The 20,843-nt window shown below is 71.8% G+C and carries 17 protein-coding genes; 8 read left to right on the top strand and 9 right to left on the bottom strand.

Annotated features, from left to right (window positions below):
- The first annotated feature begins 105 nt into the window (after positions 1 to 105).
- Positions 106 to 1,569, top strand: coding sequence for a multicopper oxidase family protein (locus ACQEVZ_RS20015; RefSeq protein WP_433368582.1), 1,464 nt, complete (start codon positions 106 to 108; stop codon positions 1,567 to 1,569).
- Between the two features lie 231 nt (positions 1,570 to 1,800).
- Here the strand turns inward: ACQEVZ_RS20015 and ACQEVZ_RS20010 are convergent, their stop codons facing one another.
- Positions 1,801 to 3,153, bottom strand: a complete 1,353-nt coding sequence (locus ACQEVZ_RS20010) for an FAD-dependent monooxygenase (protein ID WP_344510430.1) — start codon at positions 3,151 to 3,153, stop codon at positions 1,801 to 1,803.
- Positions 3,154 to 3,757: 604 nt separating this feature from the next.
- Complete coding sequence (locus ACQEVZ_RS20005; protein ID WP_433368579.1) at positions 3,758 to 3,949, bottom strand: hypothetical protein; 192 nt, start codon at positions 3,947 to 3,949, stop codon at positions 3,758 to 3,760.
- Here ACQEVZ_RS20005 and ACQEVZ_RS20000 point away from each other — a divergent pair.
- From ACQEVZ_RS20000 to ACQEVZ_RS19975, 6 genes are all read left to right on the top strand, one after another.
- On the top strand, positions 3,924 to 5,258 hold the full coding sequence (locus ACQEVZ_RS20000; protein ID WP_433368576.1) for an AbfB domain-containing protein: 1,335 nt from the start codon (positions 3,924 to 3,926) through the stop codon (positions 5,256 to 5,258). The genes ACQEVZ_RS20005 and ACQEVZ_RS20000 overlap by 26 nt on opposite strands.
- Positions 5,259 to 5,291: 33 nt before the next feature.
- Positions 5,292 to 6,665, top strand: coding sequence for an MFS transporter (locus ACQEVZ_RS19995; protein ID WP_433368573.1), 1,374 nt, complete (start codon positions 5,292 to 5,294; stop codon positions 6,663 to 6,665).
- A 37-nt stretch (positions 6,666 to 6,702) separates the two neighbouring features.
- Positions 6,703 to 9,219: an aminopeptidase N gene (gene pepN, locus ACQEVZ_RS19990; RefSeq protein WP_433368570.1), complete on the top strand. Its 2,517-nt coding sequence runs from the start codon at positions 6,703 to 6,705 to the stop codon at positions 9,217 to 9,219.
- Between the two features lie 32 nt (positions 9,220 to 9,251).
- Positions 9,252 to 9,608 carry a YciI family protein gene (locus tag ACQEVZ_RS19985; RefSeq protein ID WP_344510467.1) on the top strand — a complete coding sequence of 119 codons (357 nt, stop codon included), beginning with the start codon at positions 9,252 to 9,254 and terminating at the stop codon, positions 9,606 to 9,608.
- Positions 9,609 to 9,623: 15 nt separating this feature from the next.
- Entirely contained in the window at positions 9,624 to 10,850 is a 1,227-nt protein-coding gene (locus tag ACQEVZ_RS19980) for an RNA polymerase sigma factor (RefSeq protein WP_433368566.1), read from the top strand.
- A 135-nt stretch (positions 10,851 to 10,985) separates the two neighbouring features.
- The gene (locus ACQEVZ_RS19975) at positions 10,986 to 12,581 is read left to right on the top strand and encodes an IS1634 family transposase (RefSeq protein WP_433368563.1); all 1,596 of its coding nucleotides are present in this window, start codon (positions 10,986 to 10,988) and stop codon (positions 12,579 to 12,581) included.
- Between the two features lie 111 nt (positions 12,582 to 12,692).
- Here ACQEVZ_RS19975 and ACQEVZ_RS19970 read toward each other — a convergent pair whose 3' ends face one another.
- From ACQEVZ_RS19970 to ACQEVZ_RS19945, 6 genes are read right to left on the bottom strand one after another with little or no spacing between them, the layout of a single operon-like run.
- Positions 12,693 to 13,919: a glycosyl hydrolase gene (locus ACQEVZ_RS19970; protein WP_344510424.1), complete on the bottom strand. Its 1,227-nt coding sequence runs from the start codon at positions 13,917 to 13,919 to the stop codon at positions 12,693 to 12,695.
- A gap of 40 nt (positions 13,920 to 13,959) precedes the next feature.
- On the bottom strand, positions 13,960 to 14,748 hold the full coding sequence (locus ACQEVZ_RS19965) for a carbohydrate ABC transporter permease (RefSeq protein WP_433376873.1): 789 nt from the start codon (positions 14,746 to 14,748) through the stop codon (positions 13,960 to 13,962).
- 23 nt (positions 14,749 to 14,771) lie between these two features.
- On the bottom strand, positions 14,772 to 15,680 hold the full coding sequence (locus tag ACQEVZ_RS19960) for a carbohydrate ABC transporter permease (RefSeq protein WP_344510422.1): 909 nt from the start codon (positions 15,678 to 15,680) through the stop codon (positions 14,772 to 14,774).
- On the bottom strand, positions 15,680 to 17,110 hold the full coding sequence (gene ngcE, locus ACQEVZ_RS19955) for an N-acetylglucosamine/diacetylchitobiose ABC transporter substrate-binding protein (protein ID WP_433368559.1): 1,431 nt from the start codon (positions 17,108 to 17,110) through the stop codon (positions 15,680 to 15,682). Before ngcE ends, ACQEVZ_RS19960 begins: the two co-directional genes overlap by 1 nt.
- A gap of 16 nt (positions 17,111 to 17,126) precedes the next feature.
- Complete coding sequence (locus ACQEVZ_RS19950; RefSeq protein WP_425552391.1) at positions 17,127 to 17,849, bottom strand: sugar isomerase domain-containing protein; 723 nt, start codon at positions 17,847 to 17,849, stop codon at positions 17,127 to 17,129.
- Positions 17,850 to 17,878: 29 nt separating this feature from the next.
- Positions 17,879 to 18,805 carry a MurR/RpiR family transcriptional regulator gene (locus tag ACQEVZ_RS19945; RefSeq protein ID WP_425552388.1) on the bottom strand — a complete coding sequence of 309 codons (927 nt, stop codon included), beginning with the start codon at positions 18,803 to 18,805 and terminating at the stop codon, positions 17,879 to 17,881.
- Between the two features lie 86 nt (positions 18,806 to 18,891).
- Here ACQEVZ_RS19945 and ACQEVZ_RS19940 point away from each other — a divergent pair, with 86 nt between their 5' ends.
- Positions 18,892 to 19,788, top strand: a complete 897-nt coding sequence (locus tag ACQEVZ_RS19940) for an N-acetylglucosamine kinase (protein WP_360570555.1) — start codon at positions 18,892 to 18,894, stop codon at positions 19,786 to 19,788.
- Here the strand turns inward: ACQEVZ_RS19940 and ACQEVZ_RS19935 are convergent.
- A complete protein-coding gene (locus ACQEVZ_RS19935) occupies positions 19,752 to 20,837 on the bottom strand; it encodes a winged helix DNA-binding domain-containing protein (protein ID WP_433368555.1) in 1,086 nt (361 codons plus the stop codon). The genes ACQEVZ_RS19940 and ACQEVZ_RS19935 overlap by 37 nt on opposite strands.
- Positions 20,838 to 20,843 lie beyond the last annotated feature (6 nt).

The following is a 20,843-nucleotide window of genomic DNA, read 5'->3' as shown; positions in this document are numbered from 1 at the left end:
ATTGGGGGTTGTCCCTGAGGTTTTCCCCGATGCGGGGATCGCCGTGAGCAGCGAAGCTACATGTAGCAGAGCTACCTATGACGGCGAACGGTGAAGGGGACGACGGTGCGCAAGTGGCTTCTCGGTGGGCTGGGCCTGCTGCTCCTGCTCTGCGGGGGCGGCGTCGCGGCCGTCGTCTGGCTGGTGTCCGGCACGGCCGTGGACACCGTGGGCAAGGTCGCGTTCGACCGGCCGCTCAAGATCCCGCCGCTCGCGCCGTCGACCGTCGGCGCGGACGGCACCCGGGTCTTCGACCTGACCGCGCAGCCCGGCGCCAGCGACCTCGGCCACGGCGCGAACACCCGCACCTGGGGGTACAACGGCAGCTACCTCGGCCCGACCCTGCGGGCCGCGCGCGGCGAGCGGGTCGCGGTCAACGTGCACAACCGGCTCAACGAGCCGACGACCGTGCACTGGCACGGGATGCACCTGCCGGCGAAGGTCGACGGCGGGCCGCACCACCCGATCCCGCCCGGCAGTGACTACCAGGCCGCGTGGACGGTCGACCAGCCGGCGGCGACGCTCTGGTACCACCCGCACCCCAGTGACCGCACCGAGCGGCAGGTCTACCGCGGCCTCGCCGGCCTGTTCATCCTGGACGACGACCAGCAGCCGGCCGGGCTGCCGCACGAGTACGGCGTCGACGACGTCCCGGTCGTCGTGCAGGACAAGGGTTTCGACGGTGACCAGCTGAGCATGAGCGACCGGTTCGGCAGCGACGTGGGCATCCTCGGCGACGAGCTCCTCGTCAACGGCACCCGGGGCCCGTTCCTGGACGTGCGGACCGCACTGGTGCGGCTGCGGCTGCTCAACGCGTCGACGGCGCGGGTGTACGACTTCACGATGTCCGACGGCCGCCCGCTCACGATGATCGGCACGGACGGCGGGCTGCTCGCCGCGCCGTACAGCACCGATCACGTGCGGCTGTCGGTGGGGGAGCGGGCCGAGGTCGTCGTCGCGATGCGGCCGGGGGAGCGGGTCGAGCTGCGCAGCCGGGCGACGGGCCTCGGCAGGTTCCACGGCGGCCGAGACTCGTTCGACGTGCTGCAGCTGCGGGCGGCCGGCGACCTGAAGGCCGGGACGCTGCCGGAGAGGCTCGCCGACATCCAGCGGCTGGACCCGAAGCAGGCGGCGCAGCGGCGGACCTTCACGTTCCAGGGCCGCGACATCAACGACGACGGGATGGACATGGACCGGGTGGACGCCGTCGTCGTCAAGGACACCACCGAGGTCTGGAACGTCGCCAACGGGCACGACACCCCGCACAGCTTCCACATCCACGACGTGCAGTTCCAGGTGCTGTCGGTCGACGGCGCCGCGCCCCCGCCGGAGCTCGGCGGCTGGAAGGACACCCTGTTCCTGCAGCCCGGCCGGCGCTACTCGGTGATCGCCGCGTTCGCCAACTACGCCGACCCGACGACGGCGTACATGTTCCACTGCCACGTCCTGCGGCACGAGGACGAGGGGATGATGGGCCAGTTCGTGGTGGTCGAGCGCGAGGGCGACAAGCCGAGGCTGGGCCACAACTAGAACAAGCGAGGCTGGGCCACAACCAGGACAAGCGAGGTGCCGGGCCCCCCGTGGCGGCGCGGGGCCCGGCACGTCTCGCAGGCGCGTCCGTCGTCCCCGTGTGCGCCGCCGCCGGGCCCGCGGCGGCGGTCCGGCGTCGGCGGCAACCCAACGAGAGCCGCTCTGTGACGGGCATGACACATGGATCACCGCTCCCATGTCAAGAGCAACGTGGACGGGGGGTGTCGCGGATCACCGTGGCGGGCCGAGGTGGCGTCGCAGCGCGACCGGAAGCTCCCGCTCTGTGCCGGTCCAGGCGGTGTGGCCATCGGGCCGGACGAGGACAAAACGGTCGTTCAACGCGTGCGTCAGGCGGTCGTCGTAACCCACCGGCGCCGAGGGTGCGAGCAGGACGTGCCGTCCGGCCCGCAGCAGCTCGTACAGGCGCGAATCCGGAGGAAGAAGCACGTCGGGCTGCCGGGGCGCGTCGGGGTAGTCGATCCCGATGCCGGACACCGTGCCGGCGGCCTTGCGCATGATCGTCGGCACGTGCAGCAGCGCCCCGCCGAGCAGGTTGCGGCCGGCCCGCGCGGCGCGGGAGTGCAGCATCGCGAGGCGGATCAGCCCGCCGCTGCTGCGCAGCACCAGCTCGCCGACCGGGTGCCGCTCGCTCTGGTACGTGTCGAGGAGCCCGTCGGGGGCCCAACCCTGCGCGACCGCGGCCAGCTTCCAGCTCAGGTTCGCCGCGTCCTGCAGGCCGGTGTTCATGCCCAGCCCGCCCGCCGGGGAGTGCACGTGGGCGGCGTCGCCGGCGAGGAAGACGTTGCCCTGCCGGTACTGCGGCACCTGCCGCTCGTCGCTGTGGAAGCGCGACAGCCAGCGCGCCTCCCGCATGCCGAAGTCGGTGCCGAGCGCCCGGCGGGTCACGTCGCGGACCTCATCGAGCTCCAGCGGTGCGCTGTCGGGCCGCTGCGCGAGCCGGTCCCAGCAGAAGACGCGGAACCACCCGTCGCCGAACGGCGCGACGAACGCGAACGCGTCGCCGACGGCGTTGACCGCGAGCACGTCCCGCGGCGCGTCGGTGAGCCGCACGTCGGCGAGCATGATCGAGCGCAGCACCGCCTTGCCGGGGAACGGCATGCCGATCGCCTCGCGCACGGCACTGTGCACGCCGTCGGCGCCCACGACGTAGTCGGCGGGGTGGGCCCCGTCCTCGGTCAGGACCGCGTCCCCGCGCAGCCCGGTGACCGTCGCGCCGCGCACGATGCGGGCGCCCAGGTCCAGCGCCCGCCGCTCCAGCAGCCGCTCCACGTGGTACTGCGGGGTGATCAGCAGGAACGGGAAGCGGGTCGGCAGCACGCCGAGGTCGACCCGCACGCGGTTGAACAGCCGCAGCCTCGACACCGGCGTCCCGGTCGCGATGAGCTCGTCGGCGAGCCCGCGGGCGTCGAGGTGCTCCAGGGTCCGCGCGTGCACGCCGAACGCCCTGGTCAGGTTGGACTCGTTGGTGCGCCGCTCCAGGACGGTCACGTCGGTGCCCGCGGCGGCGAGGTCCCCCGCGAGCAGCAGCCCGGTCGGCCCGGCGCCGACGACGACGGTCTTCATGGCATCCTCCTCGTCGATGTCAACAACTGTTGGCCAACACATGTTGACCCTGATTCCCGGCACATGTCAACGGGCGATGAAATGTGTTCCGGGACGTGAGCGTTAACATTCAGGGTCTTGACTGAATGTGGGACCGCCTCCAGGCTGACCGCATTGCCCGCCAGCAATCCAGGAGCTCTTCACATGGTCAAGATCCGTCTGCCGCTGCTGTTAGCGGTAACATTGACGGCCGTGGTGTCGGTCGTCACGCCCGCCTTCGCCGCCACCGCCACGCTCACCGTCGACGCCGGCCACACCACCACGGCCGTCGGGCCCTACCAGTTCGGCCACATCATCGAGGACATCAACCACTCGATGGAGGGCGGACTGCTCGCCAACGTGGTCCGCAACGGCACCATGAAGGAGGCACCGCCAACCCGCCCTCGTCGTGGTCGCTGGTCACCGCCGGTGGCGGCACCGGCAGCATCGCCGCCGACACCGCCGGGCCGCTCAACGCGGCCAACCAGCGCGCCCTGCGCCTCACCGTCACCGGCAACGGCCCCGGGCAGCGCGTCGGCGCCGCCAACGGCGGCTTCTACGGCATCGGCGTCCGGCCCTCGACCACCTACCAGGTCGCCTTCTGGGCGCGGGCCACCGCCGGCTTCACCGGTCCGCTCACGGTCACCATCGAGAGCACCGGCGGTGCTGTCCACGCTACGTCGAGCGTCTCCGGCCTCGGCACCGGCTGGCAGAAGTTCACCACCACGCTCACCACCGGTCCGGGCGCGCCGGTGTCGACCGCCAACCGGTTCGTCATCGCCGCGAACGGCGCCGGCGCCGGCCAGTCGGTCTGGCTCGACGTCGTGCAGGCGATCGGCCCGACGTTCCAGGCGACCGGCAGCCTGCGCCGCGACCTGGAGCAGCTGATGGCCGACACCAGGCCCGGCTTCTTCCGCGTGCCCGGCGGCAACTACCTCGAAGGCGCCGTCATCGCCAACCGCTTCGCCTGGAAGAACACCATCGGCCCGGTCGAGCAGCGGCCCGGCCACCAGAACGACGCCTGGGGGTACTGGTCCACCGACCAGTTCGGCCTGCTCAACTACCTGCAGATGGCCGAGCAGGCCGGCGCGGAGCCGATGCTCGGGGTCTTCGCCGGCTACACGCTCAACGGCAGCGTCACCCCGCAGGGCGAGATGCAGCAGTACGTGCAGGAGGCGCTCGACGAGATCGAGTACGTCACCGGCGGCACGAACACCACGTGGGGCGCCCGGCGCGCCGCGGTCACCAGCGTCATCGCCGCGGGCAGCTCCGCCGCCGACAAGCTCGACGCGTCGTTCGTGCTGCGGCCCGGGCTGGCCGGCGCCGCCTGCTACTCCCTGGAGGCGCGCAACTTCCCCGGCCAGTACCTGCGGCACCAGGCGTTCCGGGTGAAGCTCGCGGCCAACGACGGCTCCGCGCTCTTCGCCGCCGACGCCACGTTCTGCGCCGCCGACGGCAACGGGGGACCGGGCGTCTCACTGCGGTCGTACAACTTCCCGACCCGGTTCCTGCGGCACTACAACTCGGAGGTGTGGATCGCGGCCAACGGCGGCACGGCGGCCTACGACAGCGCGACGAACTGGGCCGCCGACACGACCTGGCGGATCGGCACCCCCTGGTTCCGCAGCGACGTGAGCGTCGCCGGCGGCTTCCACTCGCTGCGGGCCACCACGCCCGGCTTCACCGACCGGTACGTGCGGCACCAGTCCAGCCTCGGGGTGCTGAGCCAGATCAGCGCCTCCTCGCCGGTGCTGGACCGGGAGGACGCCACGTTCGACGTGGTGCCGGGCCTGGCCGACAACACCTGCTACTCCTTCGAGTCGCGCAACTTCCCCGGCCGGTACCTGCGCCACAACGACTACCGGGTCAAGCTTGCGGCGAGCGACGGCTCCGCGGTCTTCAACGCCGACGCGACCTTCTGCGCCAAGGCCGGGGTGCGGTTCCAGTCGTACAACTTCCCGGACATGTACCTGCGGCACTACAACAGCGACCTGTGGATCGCGTCCAACGGCGGCGCCCGGCCGTCGGACAACCCGGCCAACTACGTGGCCGACACCACGTGGGTGGTGACGGCGCCGCTGGGTTGACCTCAACCGCTGTTGAAGTTGCACCGTGACGAGGTGCAGAAACGCAACGCGCTCACGGTCGGCATGGTCACGCTGGTCACGTTCGTCGCCTTCGAGGCGGTGGCCGTGACGGCGGCCATGCCGACCGTCGCCCAGGCCCTCGACGGCCTCGCCCTCTACGGATTCGCGTTCGGTGGGCCGTTCGCGACCGGGATCGTCGCCACCGTCGCCGCCGGCACCTGGTGCGACCGGCGCGGCCCGGCCCGCCCGATCCTCGCCGGCGTCGTGCTGTTCTGCCTCGGGCTGCTCGGCGCCGGCCTCGCCACCGGCATCTGGACGCTCATCGCCGGCCGCCTCGTCCAGGGGTTCGGCGGCGGGCTCATCACCGTGGCGCTCTACGTGGTCGTCGGGCGGGCGTACCCCGCGTCGGCGCACCCGCGCGTCTTCTCCGCGCTGTCCGCCGCGTGGGTCCTGCCCGCCGTGGTCGGCCCGGCCATCGCCGGGCTCATCGTCGAGCACCTCGGCTGGCGCTGGGTCTTCCTGCTGATCGCGATCGCGACCCTGCCCGTCGCCGCGGTGATCGGCCCGCACGTGCGCCCGATCGGCGGCACCGCCGGCACCCCGGGCACCCCCGGTGCCCGGGCCGGCGCCCGCATACCGTGGGCGGCCGGCGTCGCGGCGGGCGTGCTGCTGCTGCACTGGGGTGGCCAGCACGGCGGGCTCGCCCTCGTGGCCGGCGGGCTGCTGCTGGTCGCCGTCTGCGGGCCGCGGCTGGTGCCGTCCGGCACGTTCGGCGCCCGCCGCGGCCTGCCGAGCGTCATCCTCGTCCGTGGGCTCGCCGGCGCCGCGTTCATGCAGGCCGACGTGTTCATCCCGCTGCTGCTCACCCGCGAGCGCGGCCTCACCCCGTCGCTGGCCGGGCTCACCCTCACCGCCGGGGCGCTGCTGTGGTCCGCCGGCTCGTGGATCCAGGCCCGCCAGGGCCAGCGCTTCAGCCCCGCCGCGCGGCTGCGGACCGGCCTGTCGGCGATCGCGCTCGGCGTGCTGTCGGCGGTCGCGCTGGTCGCGCCGGCCGTCCCCGTCGCGGCGGTCGTGGCCGGCTGGTGCGTCGCCGGGTTCGGCATGGGGCTGGCGTCGCCGACGGCGTCCACGCTGGTCCTGCAGCTGTCCAGGGCCGACGAGCAGGGCGTCAACAGCTCCGCGCTGTCGGTCGCCGACTCGCTGCTGACGACGGTGGTGCTCGCGGTCGGCGGGGCGGTGTTCGCCGCGCTCGTCGCCGCCGGGCCGGTCGCCTACGTCGCCGCGTTCCTGATCGCGCTGCTGCCGGCGGTCGCCGGCGCGCTGCTCGCCGGCCGGGTGGCCCCCGGGTCGACCGCCACCGCCGTCGGCCCGGACCCGCGCGAACTGTCGTTGTCGCGGGCCGAGTAGGCGCATTGCGCCGCCGCGGTCCGGGTAGCGTCGGGGAATGATCAGCCCGAGCCGCGCCCTGACCCGGGTCGAGGCGCAGACCCGAGCCGCACTCGTCCGCGTCGGGGGATACGCGGTCTCCCTCGACGTCACCGACTCCGCCACGTACGTCTCCCGCACCGTCGTCGACTTCGCCTGCACCTCACCCGGCGCCGCCACCTTCGTGGAGATGAAAGACGTCCGGCCGGAGCGGATCGTCCTCAACGGGCGGACCCTGGACCCGGCCACGCTGGACGGCAACCGGCTGCCGCTGTCCGGGCTGCGCGCCGCCAACCGGCTCGAGGTGACGTTCTCGGCGGCCTACTCGCGGACCGGCGAAGGGCTGCACCGCAGCGTCGACCCCGAGGACGGCGAGGTCTACCTGTACGGGCAGGCGCCGCTCGACGAGGCGCAGCGCGTCTTCGCCTGCTTCGACCAGCCCGACCTGAAGGCGCCCGTCACGCTGACCGTCACCGCACCTCCACAGTGGACGGTGCACGGCAACGCGCCGCTGCGCCAGGCCCGCGACGGCGTGTGGGCCTTCGAGCCGACCCCACCGATCGCGCCGTACCTCTTCACCGTGCTCGCCGGGCCGTGGCACGTCCGTACCGCGGAACACGACGGCATCCCGCTCGGCCTGCTCTGCCGCCGGTCCCTCGCGCCGCACCTGGACGCCGACGCCGGCGAGCTGTTCGCCGCCACGGCCGCGAACCTCGACCGCTACCACGAGATCTTCGGCGTGCGGTACGCGTTCGGCAAGTACGACCAGGCGTTCATCCCCGACTTCCCGGGCGGCGCGGTCGAGAACCCGGGCCTGGTCACGTTCAAGGAGGAGTTCCTCTTCCGGACCGTGGCCACCGACTACGACCGGCTGCGCCGCTTCGTGGTCATGGCGCACGAGCTGGCGCACATGTGGTTCGGCGACCTCGTCACCCTGCGGTGGTGGGACGACATCTGGCTCAACGAGGCGTTCGCCGAGCTGATGGGGTGGCGGGTCGCCGCCGAGACCGGCCGCCACCCCGGCGCCGCCGCGGACTTCGCGGCGTGGCGCGAGCGCTGGGGCATGCTCGCCGACCGGCGGCCCTCCACGCACCCCGTCGCGCCCGACGACGTCGCCGACACCGCCGCCGCGTTCCTCAACTTCGACGGCATCTCCTACGCCAAGGGCGCCGCGGCGCTGCGGCAGCTGTCGGCGCTCCTCGGCGACGACGTGTTCCTCGCCGGGCTCCGCGCCTACTTCGAGCGGTTCCGCTTCGGCAACGCCGGCCTCGCCGACTTCCTCGCCGTGCTGGGCTCGGTGGCGGGCACCGACCTCGACGGCTGGGCCGACCTGTGGCTGCGCAGCACCGGGTTCAACACGTTGCGCCCGTTGCCCGGGCCGTCGGGCCTGACCGTCGAGCAGACCGGTGCGCCGCTGCGGCCGCACCGGTTCCGGATCACGGTGTACGACAGTCACGGCGCACGCGTCCGGGACGCCCCGGTCACCCTCGACGGCGGGTCCGTCGCGGTGGACGGGCGGTCCGGCCTGCCGCCGGGCGGTGTGCTGCTCGTCGACGACACCTACGCGAAGGTGCTCCTCGACCCCGCCAGCCTGGCGGCGCTGCCGTCCGTCCTGCCCACGATCGCCGACTCCCACGCGCGGGCGCTGCTGTGGACCGCGGCGATGGACGCCGCCGGCGAGGGCGAGCTGTCCCCCGAGGCGTTCCTCACCCTGCTGGAGGCCGCGCTGGCCGGCGAGCCGGAGACGAGCGTGCTGGTCGAGGTCCTCGCGTATGCCCGGGACGACCTCGCCCGGCGCGGGCTCGTCGACTTCGGCCCGCTCGCCGCGATCTGCGCCGCGGCCCTGTCGGCGGCGCCGCCGGGCAGCGGGCGGCAGGTCGCGCTCGCGACCGCGCTGACGACGGTCGCCGGGCCGCCGCATGTCCCGACGCTCGCCGACTGGCTCGCCCCCACACCGGTCTCGGTGCTCACCGGCGTGGCGGCGCCCGCGTCCTCGCCGCTGCTGCCCGCGCCCACCGGCGCCACGGGCCTCGTCGTCAGCCAGGACCTGCGCTGGGACGCGCTCGCCCGGCTCGCCGCGCTCGGCGCCGCGTCCGCGGCCGACGTCACCGCGGAGTCCCGGCGCGACCCCGGCACCCGCGGCGCCGAGAAGGCCGCCAGGTGCCGCGCCGCCCTGCCCGACGCGGACGCGAAGGCGGAGGCGTGGGAGCTGATCGTGCGCGACGAGCGGGCCGGGATCGCGATGGCCGCCGCGGCCGGCTTCTGGCAGCACGGCCAGGAGGAGCTCACCGACCCCTATGTGGAGCGCTTCTTCGCCGACGCGCCCGCGATGGTGTCCGGCCGCTACCAGCTGTTCGCGAAGCTCATCGTGCGGCAGGCGTTCCCCCGGTACGCCGGCCGGTCGCGACGGCTCGCCTCTGTCATGCTCGCCGAGCGCTCCCTCGACCCGATCCTGCGCCGCGAGGTCGGCGACGCGGCGGCGGAACTCTCGTTCGGCGCCGGTGTCGAAAACCGCGGCCGCCGTTCGACGCGTTGACAGTTGCTGGACCACGACAAGGGAGATCCACGATGCGCTACATGCTGATGCACAAGGTCAACGACGCCGACCCGGCCGCCTGGTCGCCGACGCCCGAGTTCCTGGCCCGGATGGGCGGGTTCATGACCGAGGTGAACAAGGCGGGCGTCCTGCTCGCGGCCGAGGGACTGCGGCCGAGCTCGGAGGGCGCCGCGGTGATCCGCGCCAAGAACGGCACGCAGACCGTGGTCGACGGGCCGTTCGCCGAGGCGAAGGAGGTCATCGCCGGGTTCGCGATCCTGCAGGTCCGCGACCACGCCGAGGCCGTGGAGTGGGCGCAGCGCTTCACCGCGCTGTTCGACGAGATCGAGATCGAGGTCGAGGTCCGCAAGGTGGCCGACTTCGGCTGACGCTACGTTGGTGCCGTGACGCGAGCGGACACCCACCAGGCGATCGAGGCGGTCTGGCGGATCGAGGCGGCCAGGGTCATCGCCGGGGTCGCACGCATGGTCGGTGAAGTCGGCCTCGCCGAGGAGCTCGCCCAGGACGCCCTCCTGGCGGCGCTGGAGCAGTGGCCGGCCGAGGGCGTGCCGCGCAACCCCGGCGCCTGGCTGATGACGACCGCGAAACGGCGGGCGATCGACCAGATCAGGCGCCGGGAGCGGTTCGAGGCCCGGATGCCCGACCTGCTGCACCCCGAGACCGCCGAGGACGAGTTCGAGGCCATCGGCGAGGACACCATCGAGGACGACCTCCTCCGGTTGATCTTCACCGCCTGCCACCCGGCGCTCACCGCCGAGTCCCGGGTGGCGCTGACCCTGCGCGTGCTCGGCGGCCTGTCCACCGACGAGATCGCCCGCGCCTTCCTCGTCCCGGGCGCGACCGCCGGCCAGCGCATCAGCCGGGCCAAGAAGACCCTCGCCGACGCGCGGGTGCCCTTCGAGCTGCCCACCGGCGCCGACCGCGCGGCGCGGCTCGGCTCCGTCCTGGAGGTCATCTACCTCATCTTCAACGAGGGCTACTCCGCCACGGCCGGCGACGACTGGATGCGCCCGGCGCTGTGCGAGGAGGCGATGCGTCTCGGCCGCGTCCTGGCCGGCCTGATGCCGGCCGAGCCCGAGGTCCACGGCCTGCTCGCGCTCATGGAGATCCAGGCCTCCCGTTCCGCGGCCCGCACCGGCCCGTCCGGCGAGCCGATCGTGCTGCTGGAGCAGGACCGCTCGCGCTGGGACCGGCTCCTCATCAGCCGTGGCCTGACCGCCCTGTCGACCGCGGAGAGCCTCGGCGGCGGCACGTACACCCTCCAGGCCGCGATCGCCGCCTGCCACGCCCGCGCCGCCACGGCCGCCGACACCGACTGGCACCGCATCGCCGCCCTGTACGCCGAGCTGCCCCCGTCCCCGGTCGTCGAGCTGAACCGTGCCGTCGCCGTCTCCATGGCCGACGGCCCTGCGGCCGGCCTGGCCGTCCTCGACCCGCTGCTGGAGGAGCCGTCGCTGCGTGGCTATCACCTCCTGCCCACCGTCCGCGCCGACTTCCTGCTCAAGCTCGGCCGCCGGGACGAGGCGAGGGCCGAGCTGGAGCGAGCCGCGTCGATGACCCGCAACGAGCGCGAACGCGCCCTCCTGCTGGACCGGGCGAGCGGCGTCTAGCCCCGTCTTTCGCACATCGTTGTGAGTGGCGGTGTGGGTGTTGGCGGGTTGGGGTGTTTAGGTCGGTGGGTGGGTGTTGGTTGTGGGTCTCGGGGTCGTCGGGTGGTGTCCGGGCGGCGGGCTGAGGTTGTCGCGGTGCCGGTGCTGGAGAAGCGGTTGGGGTCGTTGCCGGTGATCGCGGAGTTCTCCCGTCGTCTGGACATCGCCGGGGTCATCGACCGGGCGTGCCCGATCCGGGATCTGGCCGACGCGACGCATGGTCAGGTGATCGAGGTCCTGATCGCGAACCGGCTGACGAACCCCACGGCGATGGTGGGGATCGCCGGGTGGGCGCAGGCGTGGGCGGTTCAGGAGGTGTATGGGATGCCGGCAGCGGTCCTCGGTGATGACCGTCTCGCCCGGGCTCTGGACGCGATCGCCCCGCACCTGGATCAGATCATCGGGTCGGTCGGCGCGGCAGCGATCACGGCGTTCGGCATCGACGTGGCCCGGCTGCACTGGGACATGACCAGCGTCTCGCTGCACGGCGCCTACGACACTGTCGATGACGGGTTCCCGGCACCCGGATGGGGACACCCGAAGGACCGCCGCACCGATCTGAAACAGATCCAGGCCGGGATCGCGGTCGCTTCCGATGGCGGTGTCCCGATCTTCCACCAGGCCTACGACGGCGGCGCCGGGGAGATCTCCCAGGTCGTCGAAGCGATGCAACGCCTGCAGGCTCTGGCCGGACCCCGCCGGTTCCTGCTGGTCGGGGACTCGAAACTGCTGTCCTACGGCAACATCACCGCCATGGCCGATGCCGGGGTCGGGTTCATCGCACCCCTGGCCGCTGCCCGGGTCCCTGCCGGGCTGTTCGCCGGACTCGACCCGGCCGCAGCCGTGCCGGTGGACTACACCGCCCTACGCGACGCCGCCAAGCCCGCCGACCGGCGCGGCGGCTACCGGGTCATCGAGGACGTCATGGACATCCCCGGCCCCCGCAAACGCGACCCGATCCATCACCTGCGCCGAGTCCTGGTCCACTCCACCGCCAACGCCGCCGCCGCGGTCAAGGCCAGGACGCTGAAACTCGGCAGAGCCGCCACCGAGCTGGACACCCTCACCCGGACCGCCGGCACCCGCTACCACCCCGACACCGCAGCGGTCACCGCCAAAGCTGAGCAGATCAGCCGGCACCGCCGCATCAGCAGCTACCTGCGCACCCGGATCACCGAGCACCCCGACACCGGCAAACCAATCTTCGCCTGGCACTACGACCAGGCCGCAATCGACGCCGAAGCCGCTACCGACGGCTGGTACGCCCTGCTGTCCAACCTGCCACCCGACGAATCCGACGCCGCGGAGATCCTGCGCCGCTACAAGAACCAACCCGCCGTGGAACAGCGCTACGCCACGATCAAAGGCCCCCTCGCGGTCGCTCCCATGTTCCTGCGGCACAACCGGCGCATCGCCGCACTCATCACCGTCATCTGCCTCGCCCTGCTCATCTTCAGCCTCATCGAACGCGAGGTCCGCACCAACCTCGCCCCCGACACCGAAATGATCGGGTTCTACGCCTACGACAACCGCGCGATAAGACCCACCGGCCGGCTCATCCTGCAAGCCCTCCACGACCTACGACTCATCCCCGCACACGACCGCCAGCCACCCAGGATCCCCCAACCCGGATGGCTGCAAGCCCAACTCCTCGCCCTACTCAACACCGACCCAACCCAACCCCGCTGGTGAACCACAAGCCACCGCTCACAACCATGTGCGAAAGACGGGTCTAGCGGGCGCCAGCCGGCACGGCAGGGCGGACACCGGAGCTCGGTGCCCGCCCTGTCGCGTACCTCTAACTCAGCAGTGGCCGAGGTCTTCCCAGTTGGCGGTCCAGCCGGGTTCGGAGCCCTGCGTCCACCACTTGGCGCGCCACAGGTGCTTGCCCTGCCCCGAGGCGGGGCCGTTCGGGTCGCCGTACTTGCTCTTCTCGTGCTTCACGGTCTGGCCCGTGTTGTAGACGGCGCCGATCGACCACTCCGGGGCGGCGTTGCAGCTGGTGGCCGGAGGGGTGGAGACCGACGGCGACGCCGACGGGGACTTGGACGGTGACGCGGAGGTGGTGGGCGTGGCCGAGCCGGTCGGCGTCACGCACGGACCGGCCGAGTCGACCGTGTCGGTGAAGGCGTTGCCGGCCGAGCGGTACGCGCCCGCCTGGCTGGTCACCTGCGCCGGCGTGAGCACCTGGTTCTTGGCGAACAGGACCCAGTCGACCTGCTGGATGTAGGTCGACATCCCACCGGTGTGTGCCGCCGTGTCGATGAACCAGAGGTTCCAGTTGATGGTCATCGTCTGGCGGGGGTAGAACTTGCCGGAGTGGTCGCCCATCTGGACGCCGTCGATGTAGTAGATGACGTGCCCGTTCGCGACGGTGACCACCAGGTCGTGCCACCCGTCGAAGCTGCGCCGCTGCTCCGAGTGGACGTTGTCGGCGAACCAGGGTTCGTTGCGGTAGGTGTACCAGGTCGTCTGGTAGTTGATCGGACCCTGCTCGCCCCAGCCGCCGTTCGGCAGGTACTCCGAGATGTCCAGCTCGCTGTAGGTGGGGTCGAGGTCACCGTTGAGCGGGCTGATGGTGAAGAACGTCTCGTTGATGTGGTCGCCGTCGTTGCCGCTGACGGGCGTGTCGGTGAAGCGGACCCGGCTCGCGTAGGTGCCTTCGAGGTAGCGCTTCTGCGAGGAGTACAGCTCGGCCTGGTTGGTGCCGCCGCCGGTGCCGTCGGTGGAGGCCTGCAGCTGGAGCACCTTCTGACCGCCGTTGGTCGGGAAGGTGATGCTGTTGGCCGACCAGGTCGCGCCGGGCACGCCGGGACCGCCGGCGTAGGTGCGCGGCACCCACCCGTGACTGGTCAGCGTGGGGTCCGACGACGAGCTGTAGTTGAAGTCGTCGAACAGGTAGCCACAGTTGTTCGCCGCGGCCGCGGCGGTGCCGACGGTGGCCGCGGTGACGGCCACGGCACCTCCCGCACCGAGCAGCGCGACGCCGGCCGCGACGGTGGCCAGAGATCGACGTTTGCCAATGGACATGGGCACAGTCCTCCTTGAGGGGAAAGGAGTTTGACGGACCTTACTTGACCGCGCCGGCGGTCATACCGGCTCGGATGTGCCGTTGGAACGCGACGTAGGCGATGAGCACCGGCAGCATTGCGATGGTGAGACCGGCGAACAGACCGCTCCAGTCGCTGCGATACCCCTGACTGACCGACAGGGCGGCCAAACCCTGCGCCAGGACATACCGATCTGGGTCGGGGTTGAGGACCAGCGGAAGCAGGTACTGGTTCCAGAGCCCGAGGAAGTTGAAGATGCCGACGGCGACGAGACCGGGACGGGCCATGGGCAGCATGACGCGGAAGAACACCGCGCCGTGCGAGCAGCCGTCCAGGAACGCCGCCTCCGCCACCTCCGTGGGGAGCGTCTTGAAGAACGCGTGCAGGAAGAAGACCGTGAAGGGCACCGCGTACGCGGCGTAGACCAGGATCAGCCCCTGGTAGGTGCCGAGCAGGCCGAGCTGCTGCACGACGAAGAACAGCGGCACCAGGGCCAGGAACACGGGGAAGAACATGGCCGCGACGAACACGTAGTAGATGAACCGGTTGCCGCGGAACTCGTAGCGCGCCAGGGCGTAGGCGACCAACGAGCCGAGCAGCATCGTGAGCAGCACACCCCCGCCCACCACGATCAGGCTGTTGAAGAAGTACCTGCCGATGTTCGCCTGGCTCCACGCCCTGGCCCAGTTGCCCCACTGCGGATCCGTGGGCAGTGACCAGGGGCTGTTGAGGATGTCGTTGTCCTTCTTGAAGGAGCTGACGATCGCCCACAGCAGCGGCAGCGCGGTGACGACGCCCCACGCCAGCATCGCCAGGTGTACCGGAAAGCGCTTCACGACAGTTCCAACCGTTCTTTACGTCCCGAGCGCAGCGCGAGCACGGCGAGGGTCAGGGTGGCGAAGAACAGGGTGACCCCCATCGCGGAGGCGTAGCCGAACTTGCCGTAGGTGAAGGCGTTGCGGTAGAGCGAGAGCCCGATGACCTCGGTCGCGCCGTCGGGGCCGCCCGGCCCCGCGGTCATGACCTGCACGACCGCGAACCCGTCCAGCGCCCCGATGCTCAGGTAGACGAACGCGACCTGCACGGTGTCGCGGACCAGCGGCAGCGTCACCTTGCGGAAGGTCGCCCATCGGCCGGCACCGTCGAGCAGCGCCGCCTCGAAGAGCTCCTTCGGGATGCTGTCGATCGCCGCGCTGAACAGCACCATGTAGAAGCCCACCGACGACCAGATCAGCACCGCCATCACCGCCGGCAGTGCCAGCTGCGGATCGCCCAGCCAGCTGCGGGCCAGCCCGTCCAGGCCGACCGCCCGCAGCCCCCCGTTGAGCAGGCCGTTGGTCGGGTTGTAGACGAACCCCCACAGCACCGCGACGACCACGAGGGACAGCAGCTGCGGGAAGAAGTAGACGATCTGATAGACGCCCGCCCCGCGGATGGACGACCGGCCGCTGCTCCCGCCGAGGTGCAGCATGCTGGCCAGGAACAGACCCAGCGCGATGGTCACCAGGGGCACGCAGATCAGCATCACCGCGTTGTTGCGCACGGCGTCCAGGAAGAGGGAGTCGCCGCCGAGGCGGGCGTAGTTGCCCGCCCCGACGAAGTGCGCCTCGCCGGCCACGCCGGTCCAGTCGGTGAGCGAGAGGTAGAACGCCTGCCCATACGGTGACAGCACGAAGATGACGTGCAGCACCAGCGCCGGCGCCAGCGCACCGATGAGGAACCGGAGCCGACCGTGTTTCATCAGCGGGTGTACTTCTTGACGGAGCTGTCCTTGGCGATGGCGTCGGCGGCCTTCTGGATGCGGTCGGCCCACTCGGCCGGCGTGGCCCGCTTGTTGATCAGCTCGCCGGTCGCGTCGTCGACGGCCTTGGCCAGTGGCGCGTACCAGGTGCGGAAGCGGAACGTGAAGGCCTCCTTGCCGGCGGCCTTGACCGCGGCGCTGGTGGAGTCCAGACCGCTGGACAGGGTGAGCCCGTCGGTGGCGCCGACGACCGCGGGCAGCGTGCCGGCGCTCTCGGCGAAGCTCTTCGCCGACTGCTTCGAGAACAGGATCCGCAGGTATTCCATGCCGCCGGCGACGTTCTTGGCCTTGGCCGGCACGATGAAGGCCTCGCTGCTGGCGGCCTGGATCGCCGCGCCGCCCATCTTGTCCGAGGCGGTGCGGGCCGGCACGGCGCCCATCACCATGTCGAAGCCCTTGGGCGCGACGTCCTTCTGCTCGGCCTCGAGCCAGGAGCCGCAGGGGATGAACGCGGCCTTGCCCTGGCACCACGCGGCCTGCGACTCGGTGTGCGACAGCGCCTCCGAGCCCGCCATGATGTAGCCCTTCGCGGCGAGCTCGGCGAACGCCTCGGCGGCGGCCTTGAACGCGTCGGACTTCCAGGCGTTCGGCTGCAGGTTGTCCACGGCCTTGAGCAGGTCGGTGCCGCCGGTCTTCGCCGCCATGGTCAGCAGCGGGTCGTTCATGTACTCGGGGTACTTGCCCTGGTAGGTCCAGGGGGCGATGCCCGCGGCCTTGATCGTGGCGCAGAGCGCCATCATCTCGTCCCAGGTCTTCGGGTATGTCCAGCCCTTGCTGGCGAAGAGCGGCTTGCTGTACCAGAGACCCCACGCGGTGTAGGTGAAGTTGAGCACCAGCGTGCTGCCGTCGAAGGTGCCGTCCTCGATGACGCCGGGCAGCAGCGTGTCCTTGACCTTGACCGCCGGGTCGTCGAACGACGGCGCCTCCAGCAGGTCCTTGAGGTCCGACAGCTGCTTCGCGCCGACGAGCGTGGCGAGGTCGAGGCGGCCGGCGCCGGTGTTGTCCACGACGTCCGGCGGAGTGTTGGCGACGAAGCGCGGCTGCAGCGCCTCGCCGACCTTCTGGATGCCCTTGTGGTCGATCGTGGCCTTCGGGTACTTAGACGTGTACAGGCCCTCGGCCTTCTTCGCGTAGTCGTCGCCGTAGCCGCCCTTGAAGATGACGACCTCCAGCGGCGCGTCCTCCTTCACGCCGAGCGGGTTGGTGGAGCTCTTGGCGCCGGTCTCGGCCTTGGCGTCGCTGTCCTTGCCGCTGGTCACACACGCGCTGAGCAGCGGGAGCGTGGCTCCGGCCAGTCCAGCTCCAAGGACCGCCGCACGGAGGACGGTCCGTCTTGTCGGGTACGGTTGGGCGAAGGGTGATGGGTTCATGACTGGGCCTTCTCTCCTAAGCGGTACGCCGGATGCGCCCGGCGTACCGCGCTTCGAGTGCTGCGTTGTGCTCCCGCCCGCCTGGAACGTTGTCGGACAGGTAGACCGGCGGCGTGACGCCGAGTGCCAGCAGCCGCGCCACCACTTCGGTGACGATCTGCTGGGCCAGCAGGGCCGCGGTGATCGAGGAGACGGCGCCGACCGCGCCGCCGCCCGGCAGGGGCAGCGACGCGTCGCCGTAGGGTGCCCCGTTGTCGAGGACCACGTCGGCGAAGTCGCTGAGCTTCATGCCGCTCTCGTGCCGCGAGTCGACGCGCGAGGAGTGCTCGAGCGACGTGATCGCGATGAGGGCGTGCCCGCGCTGCTTGACGAGCTGCGCCATCTCCACCACGGCGCCGTTGACGCCGGAGTTGGAGGCGATGACGAAGGTGTCGTCGGGCTTGACGGGGGCGAGGTCGTAGAGCCGGTGCGCGACGCTCGGCGTGCGCTCCAGCTGCGGGTCGGCGAGGACGGTCGACGGGTCGCCGCCGTAGAGGACGATGTCGCGCAGGGCGATCCTGTTGGTCGGCACGAGCCCTCCGGCGCGGCCGGCGATCTCCATCGCCAGGGCCTCGGAGTGCCCGCAGCCGAACGCCTGGATCACCCCGCCGGCCTGCAGCGTGGCGGTCATCAGGTCGGCGGCGTGCGCCACCTTCTCGCCCTGCGTGCTGGTGACCCGGTCGATGGCGGCGCGGATCACCTCGACGTAGTCCCCACTTCTGATGCTGGTCACAGCGGCTTTTCCCTCCGTGGTCGCTTGCGGTTGCTGTTCGTGTCGGGCACCCGGTGCGCGTCCACAGCGCGCACCGTGAGCTCCAGGGCCTCGGCGGTCCGTTCATAGGTGCGCTGCGCGACCGCCACGTAGATGAGGTCCAGGACCAGCAGTTGCGAGTGCAGTGCGGAGAGGGCCGCGACGCGGAAGGTGGTCTCGTGGACCGACGTCGTGAGCACCACGTCGGCGACCTCGGCGAGCGGCGAGCGGCCGAACGACGTCACCGCCACCGTCAGCGCGCCGTGGTCGGCGGCCTCGGCGAGGGTCTCGATCGCTTCGCGGGTGCGGCCGGAGTGCGACAGGCCGATCGCGACGTCGCCGGGGCCGAGCAGCGCGGCGTTGGTCAGCGCGGTGTGACTGTCCGACCGGTACCAGACCGGGACGCGGATGCGCTCCAGCCGGAAGGCCATCTCCCGGCCGGCGGTGCCGCTGCTGCCCAGCCCGAAGATCTCGACCCGCCCGGCGCCGGCGATCGCCGCGGCGACCCGCTCGACCTGCGCGACGTCGAGGCCGGCGGCGGTCGCCTGGATCGCCCTGGTGTCCGCGGCGGTGATCACGTCGAGCACCCCGTCGAGGGGGTCGTCGGGCGCGATGTCGCCGCTGATGTCGGTCTCCCAGCGGGCCTGCTCGGCGCGGCCGGTCTCGGTCGCGATGGCGACCCGCAGGTTGGCGTAGCCTTTGAAGCCGAGCGTGCGGCTGAACCGGGTCACGGTCGCCGTGGAGGTGCCCGACCGCTCGGCGAGGTCGACGATGCTGGCGTGCGCCGCGGTCTCGGGGTCGTTGAGGATGGTCTCCGCGATCTTCCCGAGGGCATCCGGCATGGTCGGCCCCTCGATGCGCAGCCGCCCCAGCAGCCCGCCGCTCTCACCGGTCACTACGGTCATCCTTTTCATCGTCCCGTCTTGGCGATGAAAATTACGACCACTTCAACTTCTAGTCAATAAGCATTTTCTATGTTTCCATCATCGCCATGGTGCTCATCCTCGGGGTCGATGCCGGCGGTACGGCCTCCAAAGCGGTCGTCACCTCGGCCGACGGGACGGTCCTGGGGCGCGGGGCGGCAGGTGCCGGCAACCCGTCCGCTGTCGGGTCGGCGGCCGCGGTTGCGATCGGCACGGCGGTCCGCGAGGCACTCGGCCCGCACGATCCGGGTGGGGTCGTCGCGGGCGTGGTGGGAGTCGCCGGGGTCAGCATCCTCGCTGATCCCGGCGTCGCCGCCGGCTTCGCCGACCAGTGGGCGGCGATCGGGCTGACCTGCCCGGTCCCCGTGGTCGCCGACGCGGTGACCGCCTACGCCGCGGGGTCCACCGCGGACCGGGGCGCCGTGCTGATCGCCGGCACCGGGGCGGTCGCGGCGCTGATCGACGGCACGGAGGTCGTGCGCGCCGCCGACGGCCTCGGCTGGCTGCTCGGCGACGAGGGCTCCGGCCTCTGGCTGGGCCTGCAGGCGGTCCGGCACGCGGCGCGGCACTGGTCGTCGTCGGGGCTCGCCGTCCGGGTGGCGCTGCACGCCGGCGTCACGTCCGCCGACGACCTCGTGCACTGGGCGCAGCGGCTGCCGCTCGGGTCGTTCGCCGCGCTCGCCCCGGTCGTGTGCGAGTTCGCCGCCGACGGTGACCCGGCCGCCGCCGCGATCGTGGCCGAGGGCGTGGACCGGCTGCTCCGCACGCTCGACGCCCTCGATGCCCCTGATGCGGCGGTGGTACTGGCGGGAGGGCTGCTCACCGGGCCGACGCCCGTCCGGGCGGGGGTGCTGGACGCCCTGCACGACCGTGGCGTCGAGGTCGGCACCGCCCATGACCCCGCCCTGGGCGCCGCCAGGCTGGCCGGTCAGCTCTGGTCGAGGCGCACCGTGACGTCGACCTGAAGGAACGTCCGCAGTCGGCCGGCCTCGGCCAGTACCGACGCCGCATCGTCATCGGTCAGCCGGCGGAACGGCGAGACGGTCAGGGCCTCGGCCGTCACCGACCAGATGCCCGCGACGAACCCGTCGACCAGGAAGGTGGGGTGGACCATCGAATAGCCCGGGCAGACCTTCGCGCGGTCCTCGTCGGCGATGATCCGGGTGCGGTCCTCGTGACTGAGCACCAGGTTGTCGAACTCCGGCAGGAAGCGCACCAGCGGCTCCTCGTCGCCGCCGCACACCGGCAGGTCCGGCAGGTCGAACAGCTCCTGCCCGCGCTCGTCGCGGTGGACCCGCAGCCGGTGCCGGTGCGCCTCGACGTCGTCGCGGAGCCGCTTCATCCCCGACCAGTTCTGCAGGTCGGCGACGCTCGCCGGGCCGCACGAGGCGAGGTACCGCCGCAGCAGCGTCCACACGTCCGGCCGCTGCTCCATCGGCCCGCCCAGCCAGTCCTCGGCGAGCGCGCAGGTCACGTGCCCGCGGCGGCGCCAGACCCCGGACGGCGGCGGGTGCACCAGGTTCTCCTGGAACTGCACGACCCAGGCCAGGGCGATCCCCTTGCGGCCGGGGAACCGCTCGCCGAGCGCCTTCGCCAGCTTGGGCCGGGTCATGGCCTGGCCGCGCAGGATGTCGCGCCCGGCCGCGCCGATGTCGGCGATGTCCAGCCCGGCGAACTCCTTGGCGAACGGCGACAGCCCGCCGGCCCCCAGCCGCTGCTTGAGCATCGGCCGCAGCCAGCGGTAGTCGGCGCCGGTGGTCAGGTGCTGGGTGCGCCGCAGCAGCCCGGCGCGCACGACCCGGCGGTCGGTGAGCGCCTCGACGAGGTCCTCGTGCCGCGCCCGGCGGGTCCTGGTCCACAGGCCGACGTAGGGCGCGTCGACCTCCTGCGCCTGCACCGCGACGAGGTGCGCCACGATCTCATCGACCGGGCGTGGATCGGGTTCGCCGTCGGGTGTCGTCAGCAGCTGGCGCTGCAGGTAGGTGCGGTTGAGCTGCCGCTTCGTGAGGATCACACCGGG

It is taken from the genome of Dactylosporangium sp. CA-152071 (assembly GCF_050936335.1).
In the GTDB taxonomy this organism is placed as follows: domain Bacteria; phylum Actinomycetota; class Actinomycetes; order Mycobacteriales; family Micromonosporaceae; genus Dactylosporangium; species Dactylosporangium maewongense.
The sequence above is the reverse complement of the archived record's forward strand: the minus strand, read 5'-3'. Positions and strand labels throughout refer to the sequence as shown.